Below are 22,150 nucleotides of genomic sequence, written 5' to 3' on the forward strand. Positions count from 1 at the left end.
GGCTGCCAAGCAGCAAAAGCAGCAGAATGCCGCTGAGGATTTGTCGGATGAGGCGCAGGGAGAGCAGTCTGACGAAGGTGCGGCTCCCGCAGAAGGAGCGCCGCGCCGCCGCCGTCGCCGCGGAGGACGCCGCCGTCATAAGCCGCAGAATGCGGAAAATGCCGGAAACGCGGAGAACGCCCCCGTGCAGGAGCATGCGCCGGGCGCACAGGAATGACCCGAAGATTTATTCGACAGGGAAAATATGCAAAAATGACCGCCCCCTTTTGTCAGGGGGCGGTTTTTTGCGCGCGAGACAGAGCCGACAGCGCTGCAATAAAAATGTAATATTGCGCGCGCTTGTGTCACAAATGTTACACTTTTTCGCCTGCTATTGAGCGGCATGCAGGAAAAGACTATAATTTATATATCAATCACCCAAGGATGGAAGAATTTATGCTCAAGAAAACAATATCTGCCCTGTTTGCGGCGTTTATCATGATAATAGGAGCTTCGGCAGCGGGAACAATCTTCCCGGCACAGCGCACGGATGTTGACGGCGTGACCCGGTACGGCTATCTGGATGAAGAAGGGCGTACTGTGCTGTCGTTTTCCTATGCGCAGGCTGGGGAATTTGCCGCATGCGGTCTGGCGGCGGTCGAGGATGACAAGTGGCGGACCGCGGTAATCGACCGCGAGGGTCACCTGGTCGTGGATTATACCGACGCGCCGGTATCGGTCGAGTTTTCGGATGACGCGATCGCTTATCGCTATGCCGATCACAGTGTGTACTATACGCTGAAAGGAGAAAAAATAGGCTCTTACGCGGGAGCAGTGGGCTTTTTTGAGGACGGGCTGCTGCTGTGTAAAAGTCCGGCATCCGACCTGTACACCTATGTGACGCAGGACGGCAGCGCCGCGTTTGCAGGTGAATTTAAGGATGCGGGCGTTTTTTCGGGCGGCCGCGCACTGGTTTGCACAACGGATGGACAGTATCTTGCCATCGATACCGAGGGGCAGACGCTGTACACGCTGGAAAGCGGCATCGAGCCGCGCTATATGACCATCTTCGGAGAGGATACCATTGTCCTGTCCAACGGCATGGCCAAGGCGCTGTATTCGCTTTCCCAGAGCGATTATCTGACCGTGTTCAAGTACAGCGAAATCAGCGAATTTGATGACGGGGTGGCAATGGTCCGCGAGGGCAACCGATGGGGCATGATCAATACATCCGGTAAGCTGCTGACCGAGCCGACTTACTATTACCTGTCCTATATGGGCGACGGGTTGTATGCCGCCCGCAGCGCGGACGGTTCCGCTTCTGCGGTGGATGCCAACGGAAACGTTGTTTATCGCGTGAGCAGTTACGTCGGCGGCTTCAGCGAGCTGCGCTATGGTCTTGCCTGGCACGGCACGGCGGACGGCAGCCTTATCTTCTTCAAAAAGAACGGTGGTTATCTCACCAGCCTGAAAAACGCCGAAAACCCGACGCTTTTGAGCGAAAACGTCGTGCGGGTAACGCAGGACGGTACGCTCAAATACATCAATCTGTCCACCGGCAACACGCTGCTGGAGCAGCCGAAATCCTTTGATCTGGGCAGCGGCCTCACGGCAAAGACCGTGCATTATGAAAAATTCATGGGCTATCAGGCGGACGGAACCGAGCACGGCTGGAATGTGGATTTTCCGGAGCTGAGCGGCCTTTCCGATACAAAGGTGCAGAAAACCATCAACGATGCGATCCGCGTGTTTTTCCTCAAAGGTCCGTTGGTCACCGCGGAGTACGAAGCGCTGGTAGGCAGCTACGGTGCGTCGGTCGAAGGCTCAGTGCTGGTGGTTTGGGCCAACTGCATCAGTGGACAGGGCGCGGGCGCAGCCGTGTGGAACGACAGCCTTGCCTTTGATTTGCGCACGGGAGAACAGTACCAAATCAGCGATTTGCTCGTCAGCGGCTATCTGGATACCGTCCGGCAGCTGCTGCCCGAGGAGCATGAGATGTATCTGTACAGCTTTCCGCGCATGAGCACCAAAGGCGTGACCTACTACTATAACGAATACGCAAGTGAGACACGCCGTGCCTATACCGAAAGCTACTTGCTGACCTTTGCGGAGCTGGGCGACGCAGTGGATACCAAGAGCGCGTGCTATCTGGCGCTCAATACCCCGCTGGTCAAGCCGGCAACCACTGTGGCGGGCTTTTCTGACGTAAAGACCAATCATTGGGCGGCGGAGTATATCCGTAAGGTTGCCGAAGAGAAGCTGATGCAGGGAGCGGACGGCAAATTCCGTCCGGAAGAGCAAATCACGCAGGCCGAGGTCTGCGCCACGATTGCGCGCAGCCTGTCGCTGGAAACCGACGGCGAAAATATGGATGGGATTGATGAGAATGCGTGGTATGCCGAAGAGGTCAGCGCAGTCTGGGCCGCGGGCCTGCTCGACGGTCTGGAGGCGGATTTTCAGCCGAACAGCATGATGACACGCGCGGATGCGGCGCAGCTGTTTGCCAATGTGCTGGTGCAGAAAGGAAGCACGCTGCCGAACGACCAGACGGTGGATGAGACGCTCGCCTCGTTCAAGGACGCGGCGGAGATTCCGGAAAATCGGCGTGCCGCGGTTGTGCTGTGCATGCAGAAGGGGCTTGTCAAGGGGTATACCGACGGTACGTTCCAGCCGGAGCGCGGCTTTACCCGCGCAGAGTTCGCTAAACTTCTGACCATGATTTAAGCGGTTTGTCGGGCGATAAATCCTGTCAAACGGAGTCTGCGGCCCCTTGATTTATCGGTATGAGAAACGGGAGTTGGATGTTGTCTGAAAGCAGAGATTCGTCGGATGATGACAAATCCGGCTGTTTCCCGTAAAATAACAGTACACAAATGACGAAAATGATGGTAAAATAGGAATAATGAAACCAAAGAGGTGATAGCTGTGAAAAGATTTATATCCGCCGTGCTGGCGGTTGCCCTGCTTTTGTGCACGCTGCCGGCGGCGTTTGCTGCTTCCGACATCGAAAACCACTGGGCAAAACCGTACCTGTTGGAGCTCAATGAGCTTGGGGTCATTAACCCTTCCTCGGAAGGCGAATATACGCCTGATCAGGCAATTCGGCGTTGGGAGTTCATGCGCTATATCAATCGCGCCTTCGGATTTACGGAAAAAGCCTCGATTGATTTTTCCGATGTCAGCAGCAGCGCTGTCTATTATGAGACGGTGCAGATTGCGGTCAAGTATGGCTACATCAACGGTGTCGGCAACGATAAGATGGACCCGGATGGTACGCTGACCCGTGAGCAGGCGGCGACCATTCTCGGCCGTTTGCACAAGTATACGCCGAGCACCGACCTGTCCAAGCTCAACAGCTTTTCGGATAAGGACAAGCTGAGCAATTACAGCAAGTCCTATGTGGCTGAGGCGGTTGCGCTGGGATATATCAACGGATACACTGACGGCACCTTTAAGCCGCAGGGCAACATCACCCGCGGCGAAATTGCCAAGATCCTGTATTATTTCCTCGGTTCTTCGCTCAACACCTCGGGAAAAGCCTATACCGGGGAGAATTTGAATACCGATACCAAGAATGTGACCATTTCTGCGCCCTGCTCGCTGTCCGATGCCACGATTGCAGGCAACCTGTTCATCACGGAGGGCGTGCTTTCCGGCAGCGTCAACCTGACCAATGTTACGGTTAATGGCGACATTATTGTCAGCAGCGGTAATGTGACGCTGGACGGCACTTCCGCGCTGCATATGACGGTGTCCAATTCGCTCGGCCTGACGCCGCAGGTCACCTGCACGGGCAACAGCAACATCGGTGAGGTCGATGTGCAGACCTCCGCGGCGCTGACCGAATCCAATCTTGCAGCATCGGCCGGCGGCTTTGCCGACCTTGCGATCACCGGCAGCAACCTGTCGCTGACGCTGGATGCCGCAGTGTGGGATGTGACCACCTCGGGTAAGACTTCGATTCTGACCACGGGCAGCACGTCTATCGGTGAGCTGACGGCAAACGGTGAAACAACCGTCACCGGCGGCGGTTCGATTCAGTCTGCGGTGATTACCGTGTCCGGCTGCGAGTTGATTATGAAGCCCGACACCTATTCGCTGGGCGGCGGCGTGACCGCAGTCATTGCCGGTCAGTCGGTTTCCGCATCGACAGGCGTCTCCATCTCCCCGTCCACGCTGTCGATCGATATCAACAATCCGAATGGGATTGCGTTTTCCTATGATTTTACCTTCAATGCGGATAAAAACAACCTGATTCGTATGGCCGTGGACGGTCAGACGCTGGTGATGGGCACAGACTATAACCTACTGACCGATAAAAACGGCATTCGGGTTTACAAGACCTATCTGAAAACGCTCAGCGCCGGTGTACATACTGCCGAGCTGGTGTTTGCGGATAATTCCCAGGCTTCGATCGGCATTCTGGTCGGTGATTCCGCGCTCAGCGCAGTCAGCCCGTCCCAGATTACATTTGACAGGTATAAAGAGTCCCCCAATTATTCCAATGTGACGGCAACGGTTGTCCTGCCCGCCGGCACGTTGCTCAGTTCCATCAGGCTTGGCGGCACGACGCTGGAGCGCGGCGTGGATTATCTTTATGATTCCTCTACCGGCATCGTTACCTTCTTGAGGGAAGAGCTGGAGAAAAAGAATAAGGGTACCTATACCATTACCTTTGTGCCCAATAAAGGCGCAACGTTCTCCTGCACGCTGAATGTAGTAGATACCGCGCCGGTCAACGGTGTCTCTCCGGCAGAGGTGGATTTTGATTCCAACGTCAATTCAGAAGGGTATCAGGATTTGACGATAACGCTCAGCACAGCGGATGGCGCAAAGCTGCAGAAAATCACATCAAACGGAAAAACACTGGAGGAAGATTGGCAGTATAAGATCAATGGCAATCAGGTTACGATCAGTAAGTCTGCAATAGCGGACTTGGGTTCCAACGGTGCAGCCTATGCCAATTTGACCTTTGTGATGTCCAACGGACAGAATCCGACGCTGCGGGTCAATTACGTGACGACCTATTCATTGACGGCAATCGTCGTGGACGACCTTGGTCTGCCGATTGAGGGTGCGACTGTTACGTTTGAACCGGAAAACAGTAAAGAAGGCAGCGCAACGCAGAATGTTACAACCGATGCATACGGCAAAGCAACGGTTTATGTCAAGAGCGGTACCTATACGATAACCGCGAACCATGCGCGCTTTACGCAGGCGGTTTCTACAACTGAAAGCGTTTCCAGCGCTCGTACCATTAAGTTGACAGGTGAAATCCTCGAAACCGTACAGATTGTTGTTACCAATGAATACGGTGCGTCGCTCCCCGGCGCGATAGTTACCATCGGCGGTCAGAATGTAACCACCGGCGCGGATGGTACCGCTTCATTCAGCCTCAAGCGTGGCAGCTACATGGCGCGGGTTACTTGCTCGGGATATACCTCCCAGACGATTGCTCTGGCGGTCAGCGGCACGGTGCGTGAGCGCGTACAGCTTAAATAACGCCTTTTTCGCAAAAACAAGCCGTCCGGCACATGCCGGACGGCTTTTGCTATACCAATGAAGCAGCTTATTCCTTTTTGCAGGAGTCCCGCAGAAACTGGATGACATCCCGCCGTGTAATAATGCCGCAGAACATCCCGCGTCCATCGGTTACGGGTACGAAATTCTGCGCGGAGACCAGATCTATCATGTTTTCCATGCGTGCATCAATGCCGACCGAACTGTGCCGGATGCGCCGGGGCACCTCCCCGACGGTCATGTGGTCGAGCTGCTCGGCGGTGTGGCTGAGCACCAGACGCAAAAAATCGCCCTCGGTGATGGTGCCAGTGTAGCGCCCCTTGGGGTCGACAACCGGGATGGCGGTAAAGCCGCTTTGCATCATATCGTCGATAGCCTGCCGCACGGAGCAATCCCCGGATAAGTATGAAACCTCTGCCTTAGGCTTGAGGAAAAAAGAGATGTTCATTGTATGTCCTCCTTGTGGATTCTGTCTCTATTTTACGATGCCAGTGCGCAATGGTCAACTGATTCTAGTTAATGCTAACAATTTATTAACAATTAAAAATACGCTTCTTGGTTGTTTTGACGGCAAAAGAAGTATTCTACGAAAAAAGTAAGCAATGGACTTGACGAAAACTCTTTTAACTGCTAAACTGTAAAAGCGGAAAGGGTTTCACCTTTCCTTCACATGCATTTTACGCAGAAAAGGGGTTTTCACATGAAGAAGAGATTACTCGCCGCGTTGATGGCCGGCGCAATGGCCCTGACCATGACCGCCTGCGGCGGCACCAACAACGATAACGCAAATACGGATACGAACGACACCGCCGAAGGCGGCACTGCCGGCAGCTACAAGGTTGGCATTGTGCAGCTGGTGCAGCATGAGGCACTCGATGCCGCAACCCAGGGCTTTCAGGATAAGCTGAAGGAGCTGGTGGAGGCAGACGGCGGCTCGGTTGAGTTTGATCTGCAAAATGCTTCCGGCGACTCCGCCAACTGCGCAACCATTGTCAATGGCTTTGTTTCTTCCGGTGTGAACCTGATTATGGCGAACGCCACGGCTGCTCTGCAGGCGGCTCAGGCTGCAACGGCGGATATCCCGATTCTTGGCACCTCGGTTTCGGACTACGGCACCGCGCTGGGTGTGACCGACTGGACCGGCAAGACCGGCACCAACATTTCGGGTACGACCGACCTTGCGCCGCTCGACGGTCAAGCGGAGATGCTGCAGGAGCTGTTCCCGGATGCGAAGAACGTCGGCCTGCTGTACTGCTCGGGCGAGCCGAACTCTGCGTACCAGATTAACACCATCAAGCCGATTCTGGAAGGCATGGGCTACACCTGCACCGAGTACGCATTCACCGACTCTAACGACGTTGCTTCGGTTGCACAGAACGCTGCGTCCGCCAGCGATGTAATCTATATCCCGACCGACAACACCGCCGCTTCCTGCACGGAAGCGATTGCAAATGTCGTTCTGCCGGCCAAGGTTCCGGTTGTTGCGGGCGAGCAGGGCATCTGCTCGGGCTGCGGCGTGGCGACCCTGTCGATCGATTACTATGAGCTGGGCCAGATCACCGGCGAAATGGCGTACGACATTCTGGTGAACGGTTCCAACCCGGGTGATATGGAAGTCCAGCCCGCGCCGAACTTCACCAAGATGTACAATGCCGCCAACTGCGAAGCGCTCGGCATCACCGTGCCGGACGGTTACACCGCTATCGAAGGCTAAGCAACATCAAACAGACAAAAAAAGCGGAAAGGGCTTTCCTTTTCCGCTTTTTTTTGCTATACTAATGAATGTGCTTTCGCACTTTATCAGATGATATTATTGGGGGCATTGAAAGTGGATTTTTTCTCCAACCTGCTGGCTGCGCTGCCCGGCGCGGTGGCACAGGGCCTGATTTGGGGCCTGATGGCGATCGGTGTGTACATCACCTTCAAGGTGCTCGACCTGGCTGATTTGACCGTAGACGGCACGATGGCCACGGGCGGCGCAGTGTGCATCGTGCTGATGACGAACGGCGTTAACGTCTGGGTGGCGCTGCTGTGCGCGTTCCTTGCGGGTATGCTCGCGGGCTTGATTACCGGCGTGCTGCATACCTTCATGGGTATTCCGGCCATCCTCGCCGGTATTTTGACGCAGCTTGCGCTGTTTTCCATCAATCTGCGCATCATGGGCAAAAAGGCAAATATGGCCATCAATCCGGATAACTATGATTTGCTGGTATCGCTGCGCAACGTCAAAAAGGTGACGCTGGAAAACCCGATTTTTGTCGCAGCAGTATTCGGTATCATCGTCATTGCGGTGCTGTACTGGTTCTTCGGTACCTCGCTCGGCTGCTCGATTCGTGCGACCGGCGCAAACCCGAACATGAGCCGCGCGCAGGGCATCAATGTTGACTTCAACAAGGTGCTCGGCCTGATGATTTCCAACGGCATCGTCGCGCTGTCGAGCGCGCTGTACTGCCAGTATCAGGGCTTTGCCGACGTAAACGCGGGCCGCGGTGCAATTGTCATCGGTCTGGCGGCGGTCATCATCGGCGAAGTGCTGTTCAGCCGCATTTTCCGCAACTTTGCGCTCAAGCTGCTGTCGGTTGCGTTGGGCGCGGTGATTTACTACATCGTCATTCAGCTCGTGCTGACGCTCGGTCTGGATACCAACGACCTCAAGCTGATTACCGCAGCGGTTGTGGCCATCTTCCTTGCCATCCCCTACTGGAAGGGCAAGTATTTCAAGGGCGCGGGCAAGGCAATCGCCAAGGCAAGCGCTGATGCGAAGGGAGGCGAGGACAATGCTTGAACTGAAGGGCATTTATAAGACGTTTAATGCAGGCACAGTCAACGAAAAGCGTGCGATTGACGGCCTTGACCTGACGCTGGAAAACGGCGATTTCGTTACGGTCATCGGCGGCAACGGCGCGGGCAAGTCCACCACGCTCAACCTGATTGCAGGTGTATTTCCGGTGGACGCCGGACTGATTCGGCTCAACGGCTTCAACTTGACCGGTCTGCCCGAGCATAAGCGCGCACGTTTTCTCGGCCGCGTGTTTCAGGACCCGATGATGGGCACGGCCGCCACCATGGGCATTGAGGAAAACCTCGCGCTCGCCTATCGCCGCGGCAAGCGGCGCGGCTTGAGCTACGGCATTACCAACGAAGAGCGCAAGATTTATCGGGAAAAGCTCGCAACGCTCGGCCTTGGTCTGGAGGATCGCATGACCAGCAAGGTCGGTCTGCTGTCCGGCGGTCAGCGGCAGGCGCTGACGCTGCTGATGGCGACGCTGCAAAAGCCCGACCTGCTGCTGCTGGACGAGCATACCGCTGCGCTCGACCCCAAAACGGCCGACAAGGTGCTGCAGCTGACCGAGGAGATTGTCGCGCGCGATAATCTGACCACGCTCATGGTCACGCACAACATGAAAAACGCCATCCAGTACGGCAACCGTCTGATTATGATGGACGCGGGCCGCGTGGTGGTGGATATCCGCGGCGAGGAGAAGAAAAACCTCACCGTGCGTGAGCTGCTCGAGAAGTTCAACATCGAAAACGACCGCATGCTGCTCAGCGAATAACGGCGCGTGCAGGCGTGTCATATCGACAGCAAAAGACTGCTGAAAAACATGGTTTTTCGGCGGTCTTTTTTTATTTGGCAACAGCGCAGAAAAAATTCCGAAAAAACGCTTGACATATTGGTTAGCATATGCTAACTTATATACAGGTTAGCCGAGGCTTACTGATAGGCAGACCGACCGGAACCGTCCATGCGGAACGGGACAGCTCCGGTAACACATACACAGCTTCCTCAGCATTTTGCGCATCATTCGAACAGAAATGACCGAAAGACGGGCGCGGCCGTATGGCTAACCGCGGCTGCGCCTGCCGGTCAGAAAAGAGGCGGAGCGAAGGACACGGGAGGAGCGTTTGCGCATGAATCATCAGCTCGATTACCTGCTGGCGGCCTATTGTTCGCCGACCCTCGCCGGCATCAAGCCTGCGAGCCTGGTCTCCTGCGACCGTATGCAGTATCCCAATCTGCCGCAGCAGCTACATATCTATCAGACGGCATTTGCCGCGCGCGGCATCCGGTTTGAAATCCTTTGCGCCTGCCGCGGACGCTTTTTGCTGCTGGTGTATCACAAAGAGCAGCTGGAACAGCGCATGGCGGATGCGCGGGTGCAGCGGGTGCTGACAAAGTTCGGCTATCCGACCGGTGCGCCGCTCAATACTCTGCTGGACGGCCTGCGGCGACGGATTGCCGCGCAGCCGGGATTTCCACATGAAATCGGGCTGTTTTTGGGCTATCCAATCGAGGATGTTGTGGGTTTTATCCGCAACGAGGGCCGCGGCTGCAAGCTGTGCGGCTATTGGAAGGTCTACGGCGATGCGGAAGCCGCATCCCGTTTGTTTGACCGCTTATCGCGGGTGTGCCATGCAGTGAAAACACGTGTAGAACAGGGCGAAACCCTGCTGGAAGTGTTCGCTGCGGCATAAAGCGTTTATCTTTTATCATCATTATCTATTTTAGGAGGTTTGAACCATATGAGCAAGGCAGCAGTAATTTTCTGGAGCCAGACCGGCAACACCGAGCAAATGGCAAGTGCCATTGCCGACGGCATCCGCGCGGGCGGTCTGGAGTGCGATTTGATGAACGTGGCGGAGGTGAGTGCTGCCGACGCTGCCAAATATGATAAGCTGGCGCTCGGCTGCCCGGCAATGGGCGCGGAAGTGCTGGAAGAGGCGGAATTCGACCCGTTCTTCACCGAGCTGGAGGGCAAGCTGGGCGGCCGCAAGGTGGCGCTGTTCGGTTCGTACGGCTGGGGCGACGGTCAGTGGATGCGCGACTGGGTACAGCGCGCGGATGACGCAAATGCGAACGTCTATACCGACGAGGGCCTGATGGCGCATGAGACGCCGGACGAGGCTGTGCTTGACCAGTGCCGTGAGTTCGGCAAGGGCTTTGCCACCTATTAAACGCGACCTTATCCTGCGCGCATCGCGCGCCATTCGATAGATTTTCTGCGGTTTTTTGCAGAAAATCATAAAAAGTGTGTGCTTTGCCACACTTTTTATACAAGGTATCAATGGTGTGTGCCGCTTGCGGCGCGCAATCATTGATGGTTGGATTTGTTCGCGCACTGCGCGACAAATCCCTCTCGTTTGAAGCTGTACGCTTCAAACGAAATTATTCCGGTCATACCCGCCGCGACGGCGACGGTTATGATACAAATATCCTTTCTTGTCCCGGGGGAAACCCCAAAGGGGATACCACACGGTATCCTGCAACATGAGCCCGCGGCTGTCCGGAACAACAGCCGTGGGCTTCCTCCTTGTCTGGGAGAAACAGAGAAATTAGCAATTGCTAACCACGGAGCGTTGGTTAGTTTTGACAAACTTAAAAGTCCCTGCTTGACAATTCGAGTTAGCGGTGGTAAACTGCAAATACAATGAGAGTTAGAAGATGCTAACTCACGTCTTTAGAAGTATGAACCGCATCGGAAAGGAGAGGATCGCTATCATGCCGCTGACTTTGGCAGACACCGGCGTACCGACCACCATCAAGGCGATACGGGGAAAGGACCAGACCAGACGGTTCCTGCAAAACCTCGGCTTTGTCGAGGGAGCGTCGGTTTCGGTCGTTTCTTCGCTTGCGGGTAATCTTATCGTATCGGTGAAAGATACGCGCGTTGCAATCTCACAGCAGATGGCCTCGCGCATCATGGTGTAAAGGGGGAAAAAGCAATGGGCAATCTGAGAAACACACCCTGCGGCAAAACCGTGACCGTGCGCCGGGTTGAGGGCGAAGGCGCAACCCGCCGCCGTATCATGGATATGGGCATCACGCGCGGCGCGGAAGTATTTGTGCGCAAGGTCGCGCCGCTGGGCGACCCGATTGAAGTGACCGTGCGCGGCTATGAGCTTTCGCTGCGCAAGGCGGACGCGGAAAAAATTCTGGTGGAGTAAACCAATTCGCGTGAAGCAAACCAAATTTTTTTACACAGGAGTTAGCGGAAGCTAATTCGAGAAAGGGGCAACAACATGTCGATTCGTTTGGCGCTTGCCGGCAATCCGAACTGCGGCAAGACCACGATGTTCAACGACCTGACCGGTTCGACGCAATATGTGGGCAACTGGCCGGGCGTTACCGTGGAGAAAAAAGAAGGCCGCTACAAAGCGGATAAGCAAGTTTCCATCACCGACCTGCCGGGCATTTACTCGCTTTCCCCGTATACGCTTGAGGAGGTTATCACCCGCGATTATCTGGTGCATGAAAAGCCGGACGCGATCCTCAATCTGGTGGACGCGGCCAACATCGAGCGCAACCTGTATCTGACCACGCAGCTGCTGGAAATGGGTATTCCGGTGGTTGTGGCGCTCAATATGATGGATATTGTAGAAAAGCGCGGCGATGTGATTGACACGGCAAAGCTGTCTGCAAAGCTGGGCGTGCCCGTGGTCCAAACGACCGCGCTTAAGGGCAAGGGCACCAAGGAGCTGGTAGAGGCGGCAAAGCGTGCCGCGAAGTCGGGCGCGAAACCCGCGGCACCTGCGTTTTCCGATGCCATCGAGCGGGCGATCGGCCAGATTGCGTCTCTCATCGCGGACGTGACCGAGGAGGAACAGCGCCGCTGGTTCGCGGTCAAGCTGTTTGAGCGCGACGAAAAGGTGCTTGCGCGTTTCCGTTTCGGAAAAGACACGCTGGAAAAGCTGGAAGGCATCATCACTGCGGTCGAGGACGAGCTGGACGACGACGCGGAATCCATCATCACTGATGCGCGCTATCAGTATATCGCGGAAGTGGTGAAGCCCTGTGTGAAAAAGCAGAAAAGCGGCATGACGGTATCCGACAAGATTGACCGCATCGTGACCAATCGCATTCTGGCGCTGCCGATTTTCGCGCTGGTGATGTTCGTTGTGTATTATGTTTCGGTCACCACGGTCGGCAAAGCGCTGACCGACTGGGCCAACGACGGCGTGTTCGGCGAGGGCTGGGAGCTGTTCGGCGCATGGATTCCGGGCATCCCGACCATTCTGGGCGGCGCGCTGAGCGGTCTTGGTATCGCGGACTGGCTGTACAGCCTGATTATGGACGGCATTGTGGCCGGTGTCGGCGCGGTGCTGGGCTTTGTGCCGCAGATTCTGGTGCTGTTCCTGTTCCTCGCCATTCTGGAGGACTGCGGCTATATGGCGCGCGTGGCCTTCATCATGGACCGCATTTTCCGCAAGTTCGGTCTGTCGGGCAAGAGCTTCATCCCGATGCTGATCGGCACGGGCTGCGGCGTGCCGGGCATCATGGCCTCGCGCACGATTGAGCAGGAGCGCGACCGCCGCATGACCATCATGACCACAACCTTTATTCCGTGCAGTGCCAAGCTGCCGATTATCGCTCTGATTGCGGGCGCGATTTTCGACAACGCGGGGTGGGTGGCCTTCTCGGCCTACTTCATCGGCGTGATGGCGATTATCCTGTCCGGCATCATGCTCAAGAAGTTCCGGATGTTCGCGGGCGAGCCGGCGCCGTTTGTGATGGAGCTGCCAAGCTATCACACCCCGACGGCGCGCAACGTACTCCGCTCGATGGGAGAACGCGGCTGGTCGTTCATCAAAAAGGCCGGCACGGTCATTCTGCTCAGCACGGTGGTGCTGTGGTTTTTGCAGACGTATGGCTGGGAAAACGGCGCGTTCGGCGCGGTTTCCGACATCAACAACAGTGTGCTTGCCGCCATCGGTAGTGCGATTGCACCGCTGTTTGCGCCGCTCGGCTGGGGCAATTGGCAGAATACAGTCGCATCGGTTACTGGCTTGATTGCCAAGGAGAATGTGGTCGCTACCTTCGGTCAGATTTACGGCTTTGCCGAGGTGGCGGAGGATGGCGCGGAGATTTGGGGCCTGCTTGCGGCTTCCTTCACCACGGTCAGCGCGTTCTCGTTCATGTGCTTTAACCTGCTGTGCGCGCCGTGCTTTGCAGCGATGGGTGCCATCAAGCGCGAGATGAACAACGCCAAGTGGACGGCGTTTGCCATCGGCTATATGTGCGTGTTTGCGTACTGCGTGGCGCTGATGGTCTATCAGTTCGGCGGTCTGTTCACTGGCGAGGTCACGTTCGGCCTCGGTACGGTGGCGGCGGTTCTGGTGCTGGCGCTGATGATTTATCTGCTGTTCCGCAAGCCGGCAGCAGCGGACGACACAGCGGACCTGCGTCGCATGAGCGTGCAGGCAAACGGCTGATTTAGGGCTTGCCTGCAGAGAAATTCTGTTTTACAATGAATGCAAAGGAGGCGAAACAGATGTCAACCTTGATAGTGGGCCTGTTGGTGGCGCTGCTGGTATTTTTCGCCGCGCGGTCGGTGGTACGCCAGTCCAAGACGGGCGGCTGCAGCGGCTGCGGCGGAGGCTGTGCAGGCTGCAGCGGCAGCTGCGGCTGTCATGTCGCTACGTCTCCCGAACAGCACGACAAATAACAGTGTGATAAGCCGTCCGGCGTTTTGTACGTCGGACGGCTTTTTGCATGCCTGTGGACGGTCACGGACAGATGGTGTGCGGCATAGACTGGGGAGAAAGGTGGTTTTTCTATGGTGATCCATGTTGTTCAGCCGGGGGATTCGCTGTACCGTATCGCCCAGACGTATCAGGCGCCGCTGCAGCTGCTGATTCAGCAGAACGAGCTGCATGAGCCGTACCGGTTAACACCCGGACAGACGATTGTCGTGCCGCAGCCGGTGCAGGTACATACCGTTCGACAGGGGGAGACGCTTTCCGGCATCGCCGCGCAGCACAATACGACGGTGCTCAAACTGCTGCAAAACAATCCGCAGCTGGGCGGCGGCGACCGTATCTGGCCGGGACAGACGCTGGTGGTTTCCTATGGGCCGAAGCTGGGCACGTTTGCCGTCAACGGCTATGCATATCCAAACATTGACCAGCGGGTGCTGCGCAAAACGCTGCCCTATTTGACGTACTTATCGGTGTTTTCCTATGGATTTGACAGCCTGGGCCGCATTCTGCCGCAGAATGCGGAAGCACTCACGCGCATGGCACGGCAGTACGGCGTGCTGCCGCTGCTGGTGCTGACAACGCTCGGCGAGGACGGTCAGTTTTCGGGCGAGCGGGCGCAGCAGTTGCTGCGCGATCCGGTCGCGCGCGGCGCACTGATTGAAAATCTGGCGCAGACCATTGCGGCGCAGGGTTTTGCGGGTGTGGATATTGACTTTGAGTACATCCCGCCCGAGGATGCGGCGGCCTACGCTGATTTTGTCCGCGCAGTGCGCGCGCGGCTGGAGCCGTCCGGGCTGACGGTCATGGTGGCGCTCGCGCCTAAGACCTCGGCCGATCAGCCGGGGCTGCTGTACGAGTCGCACGACTACGCCGCGCTCGGCGCGGCGGCGGATGATGCACTCATAATGACTTATGAATGGGGCTATGCACTTTCCGCGCCGATGGCGGTGGCGCCCATCAATAAGGTGGAGCAGGTGGTGCGCTTTGCGGTGTCGCAGATTCCGCCGGAAAAGATTTTCATGGGCATTCCCAACTACGGCTATGACTGGACGCTGCCCTATATCAAAGGACAGAGCCGTGCGCGCAGTCTGGGTAACGTGCAGGCGGTGGAGCAGGCGGTGCAGGTGGGTGCGCCCATCCGGTTTGACGCAGAGGCGCAGTCGCCGCACTACAACTACTGGCGCGAACGTACCGAGCACGAAGTCTGGTTTGAGGATGCGCGCTCCATCCGTGCCAAGCTGGCGCTGGCCGGGGAATATCGGCTGCGCGGTGTGAGCGTATGGAACATCATGCGGTATTTTCCACAGCTGTGGCTTGTGCTCAATCAGCTATACGATATTGAAAAACTGGCATAAAAGACGGAAAACCGACCGGAAAATCCCTTTTTCGGTCGGTTTTTGCTGGTTTTAGGGCTTTTCTGCAAGCATTTCCATTGCAAAACGGTTACAAAGCACGCTATACTCTGGTACATGGTGCAAAGGACACCAGTCAGATCAAAAGAAAACCAAGGAGGTAGCAAATCATGCAGCTGAAGAAAATCGTACCGCTGGCACTGGCCGCGGTGATGACGACCACAACGGTGGCGGGGGCGGTAAACCTATCGCAGGAGACAGAAACCCGTGCGTCCCGCGCGTATACTTATGTGTATGAATCCGGTATCCGTCAGCATCTGCTGGAAAAGTATTACGCATTCCTCTGCGGACAGTTCCCGGGAAATCGACCGGAGCAAAAACCGGAGGAAACACCCGAGCAGACCCCGGACGCGGAGCAGCCGGAGGAGACCCCGGACGTAGAGCAGCCGGAGGAGACGCCGGACGTGGAGCAGCCGGAGGAGACCCCGGACAATACGCCGCAGCTGCCGGATGATAACCGTCCCGAGCAAACACCGGACAGCACCCCCGAGCAGACTCCGGAGGAAGATAACGATTCTTCGCAGGGGGACTATGCATCGCAGGTTGTGGCGCTGGTCAATGCGGAACGTGCAAAATACGGCCTGTCTGCGCTGAAGGTGGACAGCCGTGTGCAGCAGGCCGCGCAGGTACGTGCGAAAGAAACGGTGCAGTCCTTCTCGCACACGCGGCCGAACGGCTCTTCCTTCTCGACCGCGCTGACCGAGGCGGGCGTGTCCTACACCCGTTCGGGCGAGAATATCGCTTACGGTCAGTCCACACCGCAGCAGGTGGTGCAGGCGTGGATGAATTCGTCCGGCCACCGCGCGAACATCCTCAATGAGAGCTTTACGACCATCGGCGTCGGTTATACGGTGTCGGGCGGCACGGCATACTGGGCGCAGCTGTTTACAGCATAACAATTTTTACAAAATAAAAAGGACGTGCTTTGCACGTCCTTTTTGCATATCTACTCGAAATTCAGCAGAAAATCTCCGTTTTCCGATGCCGCACCCGCGATAACGCGCAGCAAAAACTCACCGTAGTTGCCCAGCGTGTCCACCAGCAGCTCGGCATGCAGCAAGGTCAGGCGCGTAGGTGGACAGGCGCACAGCTGGTCATACAGCGCGTCCAGTGTGCCGTCGTAGTCTGCGGGAAAACCAAACGTGCGCGCCAGCATTTCATGCACCTGCGCACGGGTATAAAAGGCTTCCGCATCCAGAAGCAATTCTCGCATGTAAGTTTGCCCTCCCTCGAAAATGCGTGACAGAAATCGCGTCAGTTTGCATTCGGATAAAACAGGAGATACAGCTTGTGATAAAATTCCTGCCCGCGGCTGCCCTCAATGTCGCGCAGCTCGCCGTTTATAAATACATAGCCATCTGCGTTGACGCCGATGGAATTGCCGTTTTCAAAGGTGACAGTCAACAGGTTGCTCGTCAGCTTTTCCTTGCCGGGTTTAAAAAGGTTGGGATATTGGGTGTAGGTATAGCCGGACAGCAGTTCGGTGATGGCGGCAAGCTGTTCCGGATCGGTCACGGTCTGCACCTCAGTCTGGTTTTCGGTCAGCGTGACCACGGTCTGCGTGGTTTTATCTGTAATGTCCGCATAGGACTGATGATAGAATTTGATGTACAGCATACGCCCGGCGAGAAACAACAAAATCAGCAGCAGCGTGCTGCAAATGGCAAATCCGAGCGCCATGGATTTTCGCATAGGTTCCGGCTCCTTTGTCGGTATGGGGTCTGTGATTTTACACTATAAGCATAGCGCAAAATAGGGGGGTTTGTCAATTTTCAAAGTGTAAACAAAGTATGACTTGACAAACATGTTCTACCATTGTAGAATGTAGGCGCAGAAAGATTTTTACACTTGTAGAAAAGGAGGGGACAACATGGAGAAAAGCAAACGACTGCCGGATGCTGAGCTGGAAGTGATGCAGGCGGTGTGGTCGCTGGAAGCGCCAGTGACGGCCGCGGAGGTGCAGCGCAAGGTGCCGAGCGACTGGAAGGCGACGAGCGTGCTGACCTTTCTCTCGCGCCTGTGCGATAAAGGGTTCCTTTCGTGCGAGAAAGAGGGACGGCAGAACCAGTATACGCCGTGTGTGACGCAGGAGGAATATCTGCAGCGCGAAAGCCGCAGCTTTGTCGAGCGCGTGTGCGGCGGTTCGGTGAAAAATCTGGTGGCAAGCCTGTCGGACGCGGGCGCGCTGACCGCGCACGACATCGACGAACTGCGCGCCTTTCTCGACGCGCAGGGACGGTAAGGACAGGAGGGGTAGGATATGTTACGCTTTGAATGGAGCGATCTGCTGAACAATCTCACGCAGATTGGCCTGACCGTATCAGCTGTGGCATTGGTGCTGTTTTTGCTGCGCAAAGCCCTCAAAAAACGCTATCCCGCGCGCGCGATGTGCCTGGTGTGGGCGGTGCTCGCGCTGCGGCTGCTGATTCCCGTGCAGCTGACGCTGCCTGACCCGCCGGTGCAGGTCACGCCGCGCACGACCTATCTGACGCATACGGATTTTGCGCCGGAGCGGTTGGAGCAGGCTGGGCTGCCCGTTTTGGAGCAGGACGGCGAGATTACTACCGACCGTTGGGTGACGCAGCAGCAGGCGCAGACACTCCAAACGTTGGACGAATACTCGTTGACCGCGGTGGACATGGGGCGGGTGCTGCTTATGCTGTGGGGTGCGGGCGCATTGTTCTTTGCAATTTGGCAGCTGTACCTCTATCTGACGTTCCACTATGTGCTGGAGAAAAGCAGCCATTCGGCTGAGCGCGATACGCTGCGTGCGGTGTTCGAGGAACAAAAGCGCGCGCTCGGCATCCGCCGGGCTATCCCGCTGCGGGTGACGCAGGCGGCCGACTGCCCGATGCTGGCGGGTTTCCTCCGTCCCGCGCTCTATCTGCCGGACGAAGCGCTGAGCGAACAGGATGCGGCGTTTATTTTCCGGCATGAGCTGACGCATTACAAGCGGGGCGACCTGTGGCTTAAGCTGGCGCTGGTTGCGACGCGGGCGGTGCATTGGTTCAATCCGCTGGTGCATCTGCTGGCGCGCTTTGCACAGGAGGATATCGAGCTGGCGTGCGACGATGCGGTCGTGCGCGGCATGGACGTGGATGCGCGCCGCGCCTACGGCGAGACCATCCTGCGTTCGGTTGAGGCGCAGGTGAAAAAGCGCGCGCTGGTATCGTGCTTTGCCGGCGATAAGGAGACGCTGATGCGGCGTTTCGAGGGATTGTTTGACAAAAAGGTCAAAAAACGCGGTATCGCGCTGGTCGTGGCGGCGGCGGTGCTGGTCGGCACGCTGGGCTGTGCGTTTTCGGTAGGGGAGAGCAAGGATGCGTTGACTGAGGAAACGCGGCGCACATTGGCGGAGCAGTGGGCGCAGGACGCAAACCCCAAGTATGGGTATACGGTCAAGCTGGACGGGGAGAACACCTATGTGCTGTACGATCATACCAGTAATGTTATGTGGGAAGATCAGCTGAAACAGTCCGTCCCAACGCGGATAGGCTGGCAGCTCTTCTTTGAAAAAGACGGAAGTGATTGGCAGGTCAGCCACACTGAGCAGATTGCGGAAAAGAATGTAACCTCGCTCGATGAGTTCAAAATTCTGTACGAGAATGACCTCGGATTTCCGGATTTCCTCATGGTGGACTGGTCCGAACCGCTGATGGATATCAGCGAGCCCGATCAGGCCGCACTGAATTTACTGCGGCTGGACGGTAATACAATGGGCGGTTCGTCTCTCGACCGCACGATGGGCGATGATATATGGGATGTCACGGTCATGTTTGCCGACCGCAGTGAAGTGACCATCACGATGGTAAACCAGTTCGATCAAGGCTGGCTGCCGCAGGACTTTACCTATGACGGCAGGCAAAACGCGCGCACCGCCGCCGACCTCGCGGGGCAGTATGCGCGCGGCGTGACGCACAAGAGCGGGCAGTACATCTATCCGATCCTGTCCGCGCAGATGCAGCAGGAGTTCCGCATCGACAGGTATCTACCGGACGGCGGCGTTAACTGGAAATTCGGTGGCTCGTCGCCGTCTTATCGGGATTATGCGCTGGTGCCGATCGATGACAAGGACAGCTATCTCGCTGTATTCCAGATGTACGGCGGCGGTGTGGAGGATGTGCGCAGCGCTTATCTGATACGCACCGCGCAGGAGGACGGCCGCCGGGTGATCGAGAGCGTTGCCGAGGCAGAGAACAGTGATTATACAAAGAGTGAATTATTCAAATTATATTACGATTCAGGATTAAACTGGCCCATCATTCCTGAGGGGGCGGAGAACTTCAACGGCGCGTCGCTTGACACGCTGACGCGTGTGCAGGATGCGGTCGAGACCGTGTTCGGCTATTTCGGCGAGAATGTCGAGCATATCGAGGGCAATGTACACCAGATCACGCTCGAAAGTTGGTTCACCAGCGAAGTGGTCTCCGAGGGCGATACAGAAGCCGTTGTGCGGCTGAACTTTACGGATAACAGCCCGTCGGTCGATGTGCAGATGCGCAAAATGGTCGACTACTGGCTGCCGGTCGGGCTGGTCACGCAGTTTGACCAAGGGTTCGGCGCTTATCTGGTGGAGGGCGATAGCCCAGTCAGCAAGGGAGCGCTGCCGGTCGGCGCGACCATCCAGCAGGCGATCGAGAACGCAAACGGCGAAATCCCGCTGCTGGAAGTCGGACAGACCATCAAACTCGAACCTGTTGATGGCAAGCTGAACGCAACGGATGCCGTTCTGACCGATGCGGTCATCCGCGCGGACGGCACACTGCAATACACCGACAAGGAAACGCAGAAGACGAATATCCGCTTCACCGATGTGTATGACCGCGGCAGCGCGGTGTACCTGTACAAGATCGAGCATCTGGCGGCCGAAGCGTTGTCCTCGACCTATCCGGCGGAAATCTACCGCGGCGTGACGGTGACCTATCGCACCAGTGCATATACCGGCACGGAACAGGAATATACCGCCGCATTCGTCTACCGGCTGTCCAACGAAGGTGTGCCGAATACGGATTACACCATCCATTCGACCGAATATACGAACCCGACCTATGGCTACACGCTGACGCTGCCCGACTGCTTTGTCGAGCAGGGTTACGTCAAGGAAATTGACGATACGGTGAAATTTGGCCTGCAAAATGCGCTGCCGGGTTACACGGACGACCCGACTGACGGCGGTGTGGTGATGGGACTGTATGCTGAGGCGACCGCGTCGCTCAAGACGCAGTTTGGCGAGGACTGGCAGGAAAATTATCCCGTGCCGTGCAAACAGCTCACCGAGCAGGACGGTCTGACCTATTATCTGGCGTTTGCGTCCGATGTGCAGTATGACCCGTCGGATGAGGATATCGCCGCAGCTTATACCGAAATGTATCAGGCGGCGCAGGCGATGGACGGCAGCTCGATCTCGTTTGACGGACAGACGGACGCACAGCGCGATGCCGCGCGCACGCTGCTGCTGCACGATCTGGCGACGCAGTATGCCTATACGCTGACACGCCGAGATGGCTCTTCGATTGACGCTGTCACGGCCGAGCCGGATTTGACCGACGGATCGTGCCTGCTGACTGTGCGCTATGTCAGCCGCGAGGGAAATCATTACTTCACCACGGCCCAGCGGCTGTGGTATGAGGGGACCGACTCTGTCACGCCTGCGCGCACGGAAACGCTGGTCGATACCTCGGATGGTGTGCGCTCGCGCGCGGACTTCCTGCTGGCTTTCCCACAGGGGCAGGGCATTCCGGAACTGGATCGTACCGGCATTGACGCATTGCTTGCAGAGCCTACGCTCGACCCCGCGCAGGATGCGGAACGGGTGCTCGGCCTGTCGGGCGGCACAGGGGAAGATTTTGTCATGCACCCGATCAACAAGCGGGTCACGTTCACCTATCGCTGGCCGGACGGTACAGTGGATTTCATCATGCAGGGGGTCATGCTGGGCGGCGCAGAGCAGCCGATCTATCTGCCAGTGGCGTTTGACGGCATGGGATGGTTTGCAGATCCTTATACCTACATGATGTGCAAGGAGAGCGGTGACTTCTCATTGTGTACGGTGGAAGCACTGGTGTGGTATCTGGCGCAAAGCGATGGTGCAACCACCGAGGGTATTCTGGCCGAGTTGGACAAGCGCTGGCAGCAGGACGCGGACGCGGTCGAACAGGAAATGACCGGGGCAGATGCATCGGTGCAGAAGCTCTGGCAGCAGCACAAGGCTGCCAATCCGGACATCTTTGGCGCGCGGTTCTCAGAGAAAGAAATCGAGGCCGCCTGCCAGACTGTGCGCGATTACGCCGTGGCGCATGGCTTTTCGGTGGATAACCTGCATTATGACGCGAGTCACGATTTCAGTTTCTCGCAGGGCATTATGGACAATGGCGCACTGAAAGGTAAGGTGCTGAGCACCGGCCTGACAATCGACAACGTGATTACGGTCATCGGCGACGCGCAGTTTGGCGAGGAGACAGCCGAGGGCTGGTCGTTTGCGCTGTACCGCGGTGCGGACGGTAAATGGGTGCTTGAGGACGGCGCATACGGCTATTAAGGCAGGACCGCACAATTGCATCTTCGATGCTTTGCGGAAATTTCGTGCCCAGATTTTGTTGCGATTTCTTGCAATACATCAAGTATTGCCGCGAAACCATGCCGCATCTAGACACAAAATTTACACACAAATCATTCTTGATGAATTATGCGGTATTGCCTCAAGACTGGCACGGATTTTGCGGAAAAATTTCCGATAAACAAGGGTTGACAGCGGCGCTCCA

Annotated in this window: 18 protein-coding genes; 15 read left to right on the plus strand and 3 right to left on the minus strand. The window is 56.7% G+C overall.

Annotated elements, in window-relative coordinates; translation table 11 throughout:
• Positions 1–435 precede the first annotated feature (435 nt).
• Together ACESSO_RS10675 and ACESSO_RS10680 are read left to right on the plus strand one after the other, a co-directional pair.
• The gene (locus tag ACESSO_RS10675; RefSeq protein ID WP_373165208.1) at positions 436–2,703 is read left to right on the plus strand and encodes an S-layer homology domain-containing protein; all 2,268 of its coding nucleotides are present in this window, start codon (positions 436–438) and stop codon (positions 2,701–2,703) included.
• Between the two features lie 201 nt (positions 2,704–2,904).
• On the plus strand, positions 2,905–5,481 hold the full coding sequence (locus ACESSO_RS10680; protein WP_373165210.1) for an S-layer homology domain-containing protein: 2,577 nt from the start codon (positions 2,905–2,907) through the stop codon (positions 5,479–5,481).
• Between the two features lie 67 nt (positions 5,482–5,548).
• Here ACESSO_RS10680 and ACESSO_RS10685 read toward each other — a convergent pair whose 3' ends face one another.
• Positions 5,549–5,947, minus strand: coding sequence for a CBS domain-containing protein (locus ACESSO_RS10685; protein WP_373165212.1), 399 nt, complete (start codon positions 5,945–5,947; stop codon positions 5,549–5,551).
• A gap of 252 nt (positions 5,948–6,199) precedes the next feature.
• On the opposite strand from ACESSO_RS10685, the gene ACESSO_RS10690 reads away from it, so the two are divergent.
• The 11 genes from ACESSO_RS10690 (at position 6,200) to ACESSO_RS10740 (ending at position 16,285) form a co-directional block, all read left to right on the plus strand.
• A complete protein-coding gene (locus ACESSO_RS10690; protein ID WP_373165214.1) occupies positions 6,200–7,213 on the plus strand; it encodes an ABC transporter substrate-binding protein in 1,014 nt (337 codons plus the stop codon).
• A gap of 90 nt (positions 7,214–7,303) precedes the next feature.
• Positions 7,304–8,284 (plus strand): ABC transporter permease, encoded by a 981-nt coding sequence (locus tag ACESSO_RS10695; RefSeq protein ID WP_373165215.1) that lies wholly within the window; start codon positions 7,304–7,306, stop codon positions 8,282–8,284.
• On the plus strand, positions 8,277–9,056 hold the full coding sequence (locus tag ACESSO_RS10700) for an ABC transporter ATP-binding protein (RefSeq protein ID WP_373165217.1): 780 nt from the start codon (positions 8,277–8,279) through the stop codon (positions 9,054–9,056). Before ACESSO_RS10695 ends, ACESSO_RS10700 begins: the two co-directional genes overlap by 8 nt.
• A gap of 355 nt (positions 9,057–9,411) precedes the next feature.
• Positions 9,412–9,975 (plus strand): DUF3793 family protein, encoded by a 564-nt coding sequence (locus ACESSO_RS10705; RefSeq protein WP_373165219.1) that lies wholly within the window; start codon positions 9,412–9,414, stop codon positions 9,973–9,975.
• Positions 9,976–10,023: 48 nt separating this feature from the next.
• On the plus strand, positions 10,024–10,455 hold the full coding sequence (locus ACESSO_RS10710; protein ID WP_373165221.1) for a flavodoxin: 432 nt from the start codon (positions 10,024–10,026) through the stop codon (positions 10,453–10,455).
• A 544-nt stretch (positions 10,456–10,999) separates the two neighbouring features.
• Positions 11,000–11,209 (plus strand): ferrous iron transport protein A, encoded by a 210-nt coding sequence (locus tag ACESSO_RS10715; protein ID WP_373165342.1) that lies wholly within the window; start codon positions 11,000–11,002, stop codon positions 11,207–11,209.
• A gap of 14 nt (positions 11,210–11,223) precedes the next feature.
• Positions 11,224–11,445 carry a FeoA family protein gene (locus ACESSO_RS10720; RefSeq protein ID WP_302666586.1) on the plus strand — a complete coding sequence of 74 codons (222 nt, stop codon included), beginning with the start codon at positions 11,224–11,226 and terminating at the stop codon, positions 11,443–11,445.
• A gap of 75 nt (positions 11,446–11,520) precedes the next feature.
• Positions 11,521–13,710, plus strand: coding sequence for a ferrous iron transport protein B (feoB, locus tag ACESSO_RS10725; protein WP_373165223.1), 2,190 nt, complete (start codon positions 11,521–11,523; stop codon positions 13,708–13,710).
• A gap of 59 nt (positions 13,711–13,769) precedes the next feature.
• Positions 13,770–13,943 carry a FeoB-associated Cys-rich membrane protein gene (locus tag ACESSO_RS10730; protein ID WP_373165225.1) on the plus strand — a complete coding sequence of 58 codons (174 nt, stop codon included), beginning with the start codon at positions 13,770–13,772 and terminating at the stop codon, positions 13,941–13,943.
• A 111-nt stretch (positions 13,944–14,054) separates the two neighbouring features.
• Positions 14,055–15,332 carry a LysM peptidoglycan-binding domain-containing protein gene (locus tag ACESSO_RS10735; protein WP_373165227.1) on the plus strand — a complete coding sequence of 426 codons (1,278 nt, stop codon included), beginning with the start codon at positions 14,055–14,057 and terminating at the stop codon, positions 15,330–15,332.
• 167 nt (positions 15,333–15,499) lie between these two features.
• Positions 15,500–16,285, plus strand: coding sequence for a CAP domain-containing protein (locus tag ACESSO_RS10740; protein ID WP_373165229.1), 786 nt, complete (start codon positions 15,500–15,502; stop codon positions 16,283–16,285).
• Between the two features lie 50 nt (positions 16,286–16,335).
• Here the strand turns inward: ACESSO_RS10740 and ACESSO_RS10745 are convergent, their stop codons facing one another.
• Positions 16,336–16,602, minus strand: coding sequence for a barstar family protein (locus ACESSO_RS10745; RefSeq protein ID WP_373165230.1), 267 nt, complete (start codon positions 16,600–16,602; stop codon positions 16,336–16,338).
• Between the two features lie 41 nt (positions 16,603–16,643).
• Positions 16,644–17,081, minus strand: coding sequence for a hypothetical protein (locus tag ACESSO_RS10750; RefSeq protein ID WP_373165231.1), 438 nt, complete (start codon positions 17,079–17,081; stop codon positions 16,644–16,646).
• A gap of 178 nt (positions 17,082–17,259) precedes the next feature.
• Here ACESSO_RS10750 and ACESSO_RS10755 point away from each other — a divergent pair, with 178 nt between their 5' ends.
• Positions 17,260–17,631, plus strand: a complete 372-nt coding sequence (locus ACESSO_RS10755) for a BlaI/MecI/CopY family transcriptional regulator (protein WP_373165233.1) — start codon at positions 17,260–17,262, stop codon at positions 17,629–17,631.
• A gap of 18 nt (positions 17,632–17,649) precedes the next feature.
• Positions 17,650–21,927, plus strand: coding sequence for a M56 family metallopeptidase (locus ACESSO_RS10760; protein WP_373165234.1), 4,278 nt, complete (start codon positions 17,650–17,652; stop codon positions 21,925–21,927).
• Positions 21,928–22,150: the final 223 nt, after the last annotated feature.

Source organism: Agathobaculum sp. Marseille-P7918 (assembly GCF_964248325.1).
GTDB lineage: Bacteria > Bacillota > Clostridia > Oscillospirales > Butyricicoccaceae > Agathobaculum.

Coding starts and splice junctions, on each gene's coding strand:
- ACESSO_RS10685 (WP_373165212.1), bottom strand. CDS start 5,947: ATGAACATCTCTTTTTTCCTCAAGCCTAAGGCAGAGGTTTCATACTTA.
- ACESSO_RS10750 (WP_373165231.1), bottom strand. CDS start 17,081: ATGCGAAAATCCATGGCGCTCGGATTTGCCATTTGCAGCACGCTGCTG.
- ACESSO_RS10730 (WP_373165225.1), top strand. CDS start 13,770: ATGTCAACCTTGATAGTGGGCCTGTTGGTGGCGCTGCTGGTATTTTTC.
- ACESSO_RS10700 (WP_373165217.1), top strand. CDS start 8,277: ATGCTTGAACTGAAGGGCATTTATAAGACGTTTAATGCAGGCACAGTC.
- ACESSO_RS10710 (WP_373165221.1), top strand. CDS start 10,024: ATGAGCAAGGCAGCAGTAATTTTCTGGAGCCAGACCGGCAACACCGAG.
- ACESSO_RS10705 (WP_373165219.1), top strand. CDS start 9,412: ATGAATCATCAGCTCGATTACCTGCTGGCGGCCTATTGTTCGCCGACC.
- ACESSO_RS10745 (WP_373165230.1), bottom strand. CDS start 16,602: ATGCGAGAATTGCTTCTGGATGCGGAAGCCTTTTATACCCGTGCGCAG.
- ACESSO_RS10720 (WP_302666586.1), top strand. CDS start 11,224: ATGGGCAATCTGAGAAACACACCCTGCGGCAAAACCGTGACCGTGCGC.
- ACESSO_RS10740 (WP_373165229.1), top strand. CDS start 15,500: ATGCAGCTGAAGAAAATCGTACCGCTGGCACTGGCCGCGGTGATGACG.
- ACESSO_RS10695 (WP_373165215.1), top strand. CDS start 7,304: ATGATATTATTGGGGGCATTGAAAGTGGATTTTTTCTCCAACCTGCTG.
- ACESSO_RS10715 (WP_373165342.1), top strand. CDS start 11,000: ATGCCGCTGACTTTGGCAGACACCGGCGTACCGACCACCATCAAGGCG.
- feoB (WP_373165223.1), top strand. CDS start 11,521: ATGTCGATTCGTTTGGCGCTTGCCGGCAATCCGAACTGCGGCAAGACC.
- ACESSO_RS10675 (WP_373165208.1), top strand. CDS start 436: ATGCTCAAGAAAACAATATCTGCCCTGTTTGCGGCGTTTATCATGATA.
- ACESSO_RS10690 (WP_373165214.1), top strand. CDS start 6,200: ATGAAGAAGAGATTACTCGCCGCGTTGATGGCCGGCGCAATGGCCCTG.
- ACESSO_RS10760 (WP_373165234.1), top strand. CDS start 17,650: ATGTTACGCTTTGAATGGAGCGATCTGCTGAACAATCTCACGCAGATT.
- ACESSO_RS10755 (WP_373165233.1), top strand. CDS start 17,260: ATGGAGAAAAGCAAACGACTGCCGGATGCTGAGCTGGAAGTGATGCAG.
- ACESSO_RS10735 (WP_373165227.1), top strand. CDS start 14,055: ATGGTGATCCATGTTGTTCAGCCGGGGGATTCGCTGTACCGTATCGCC.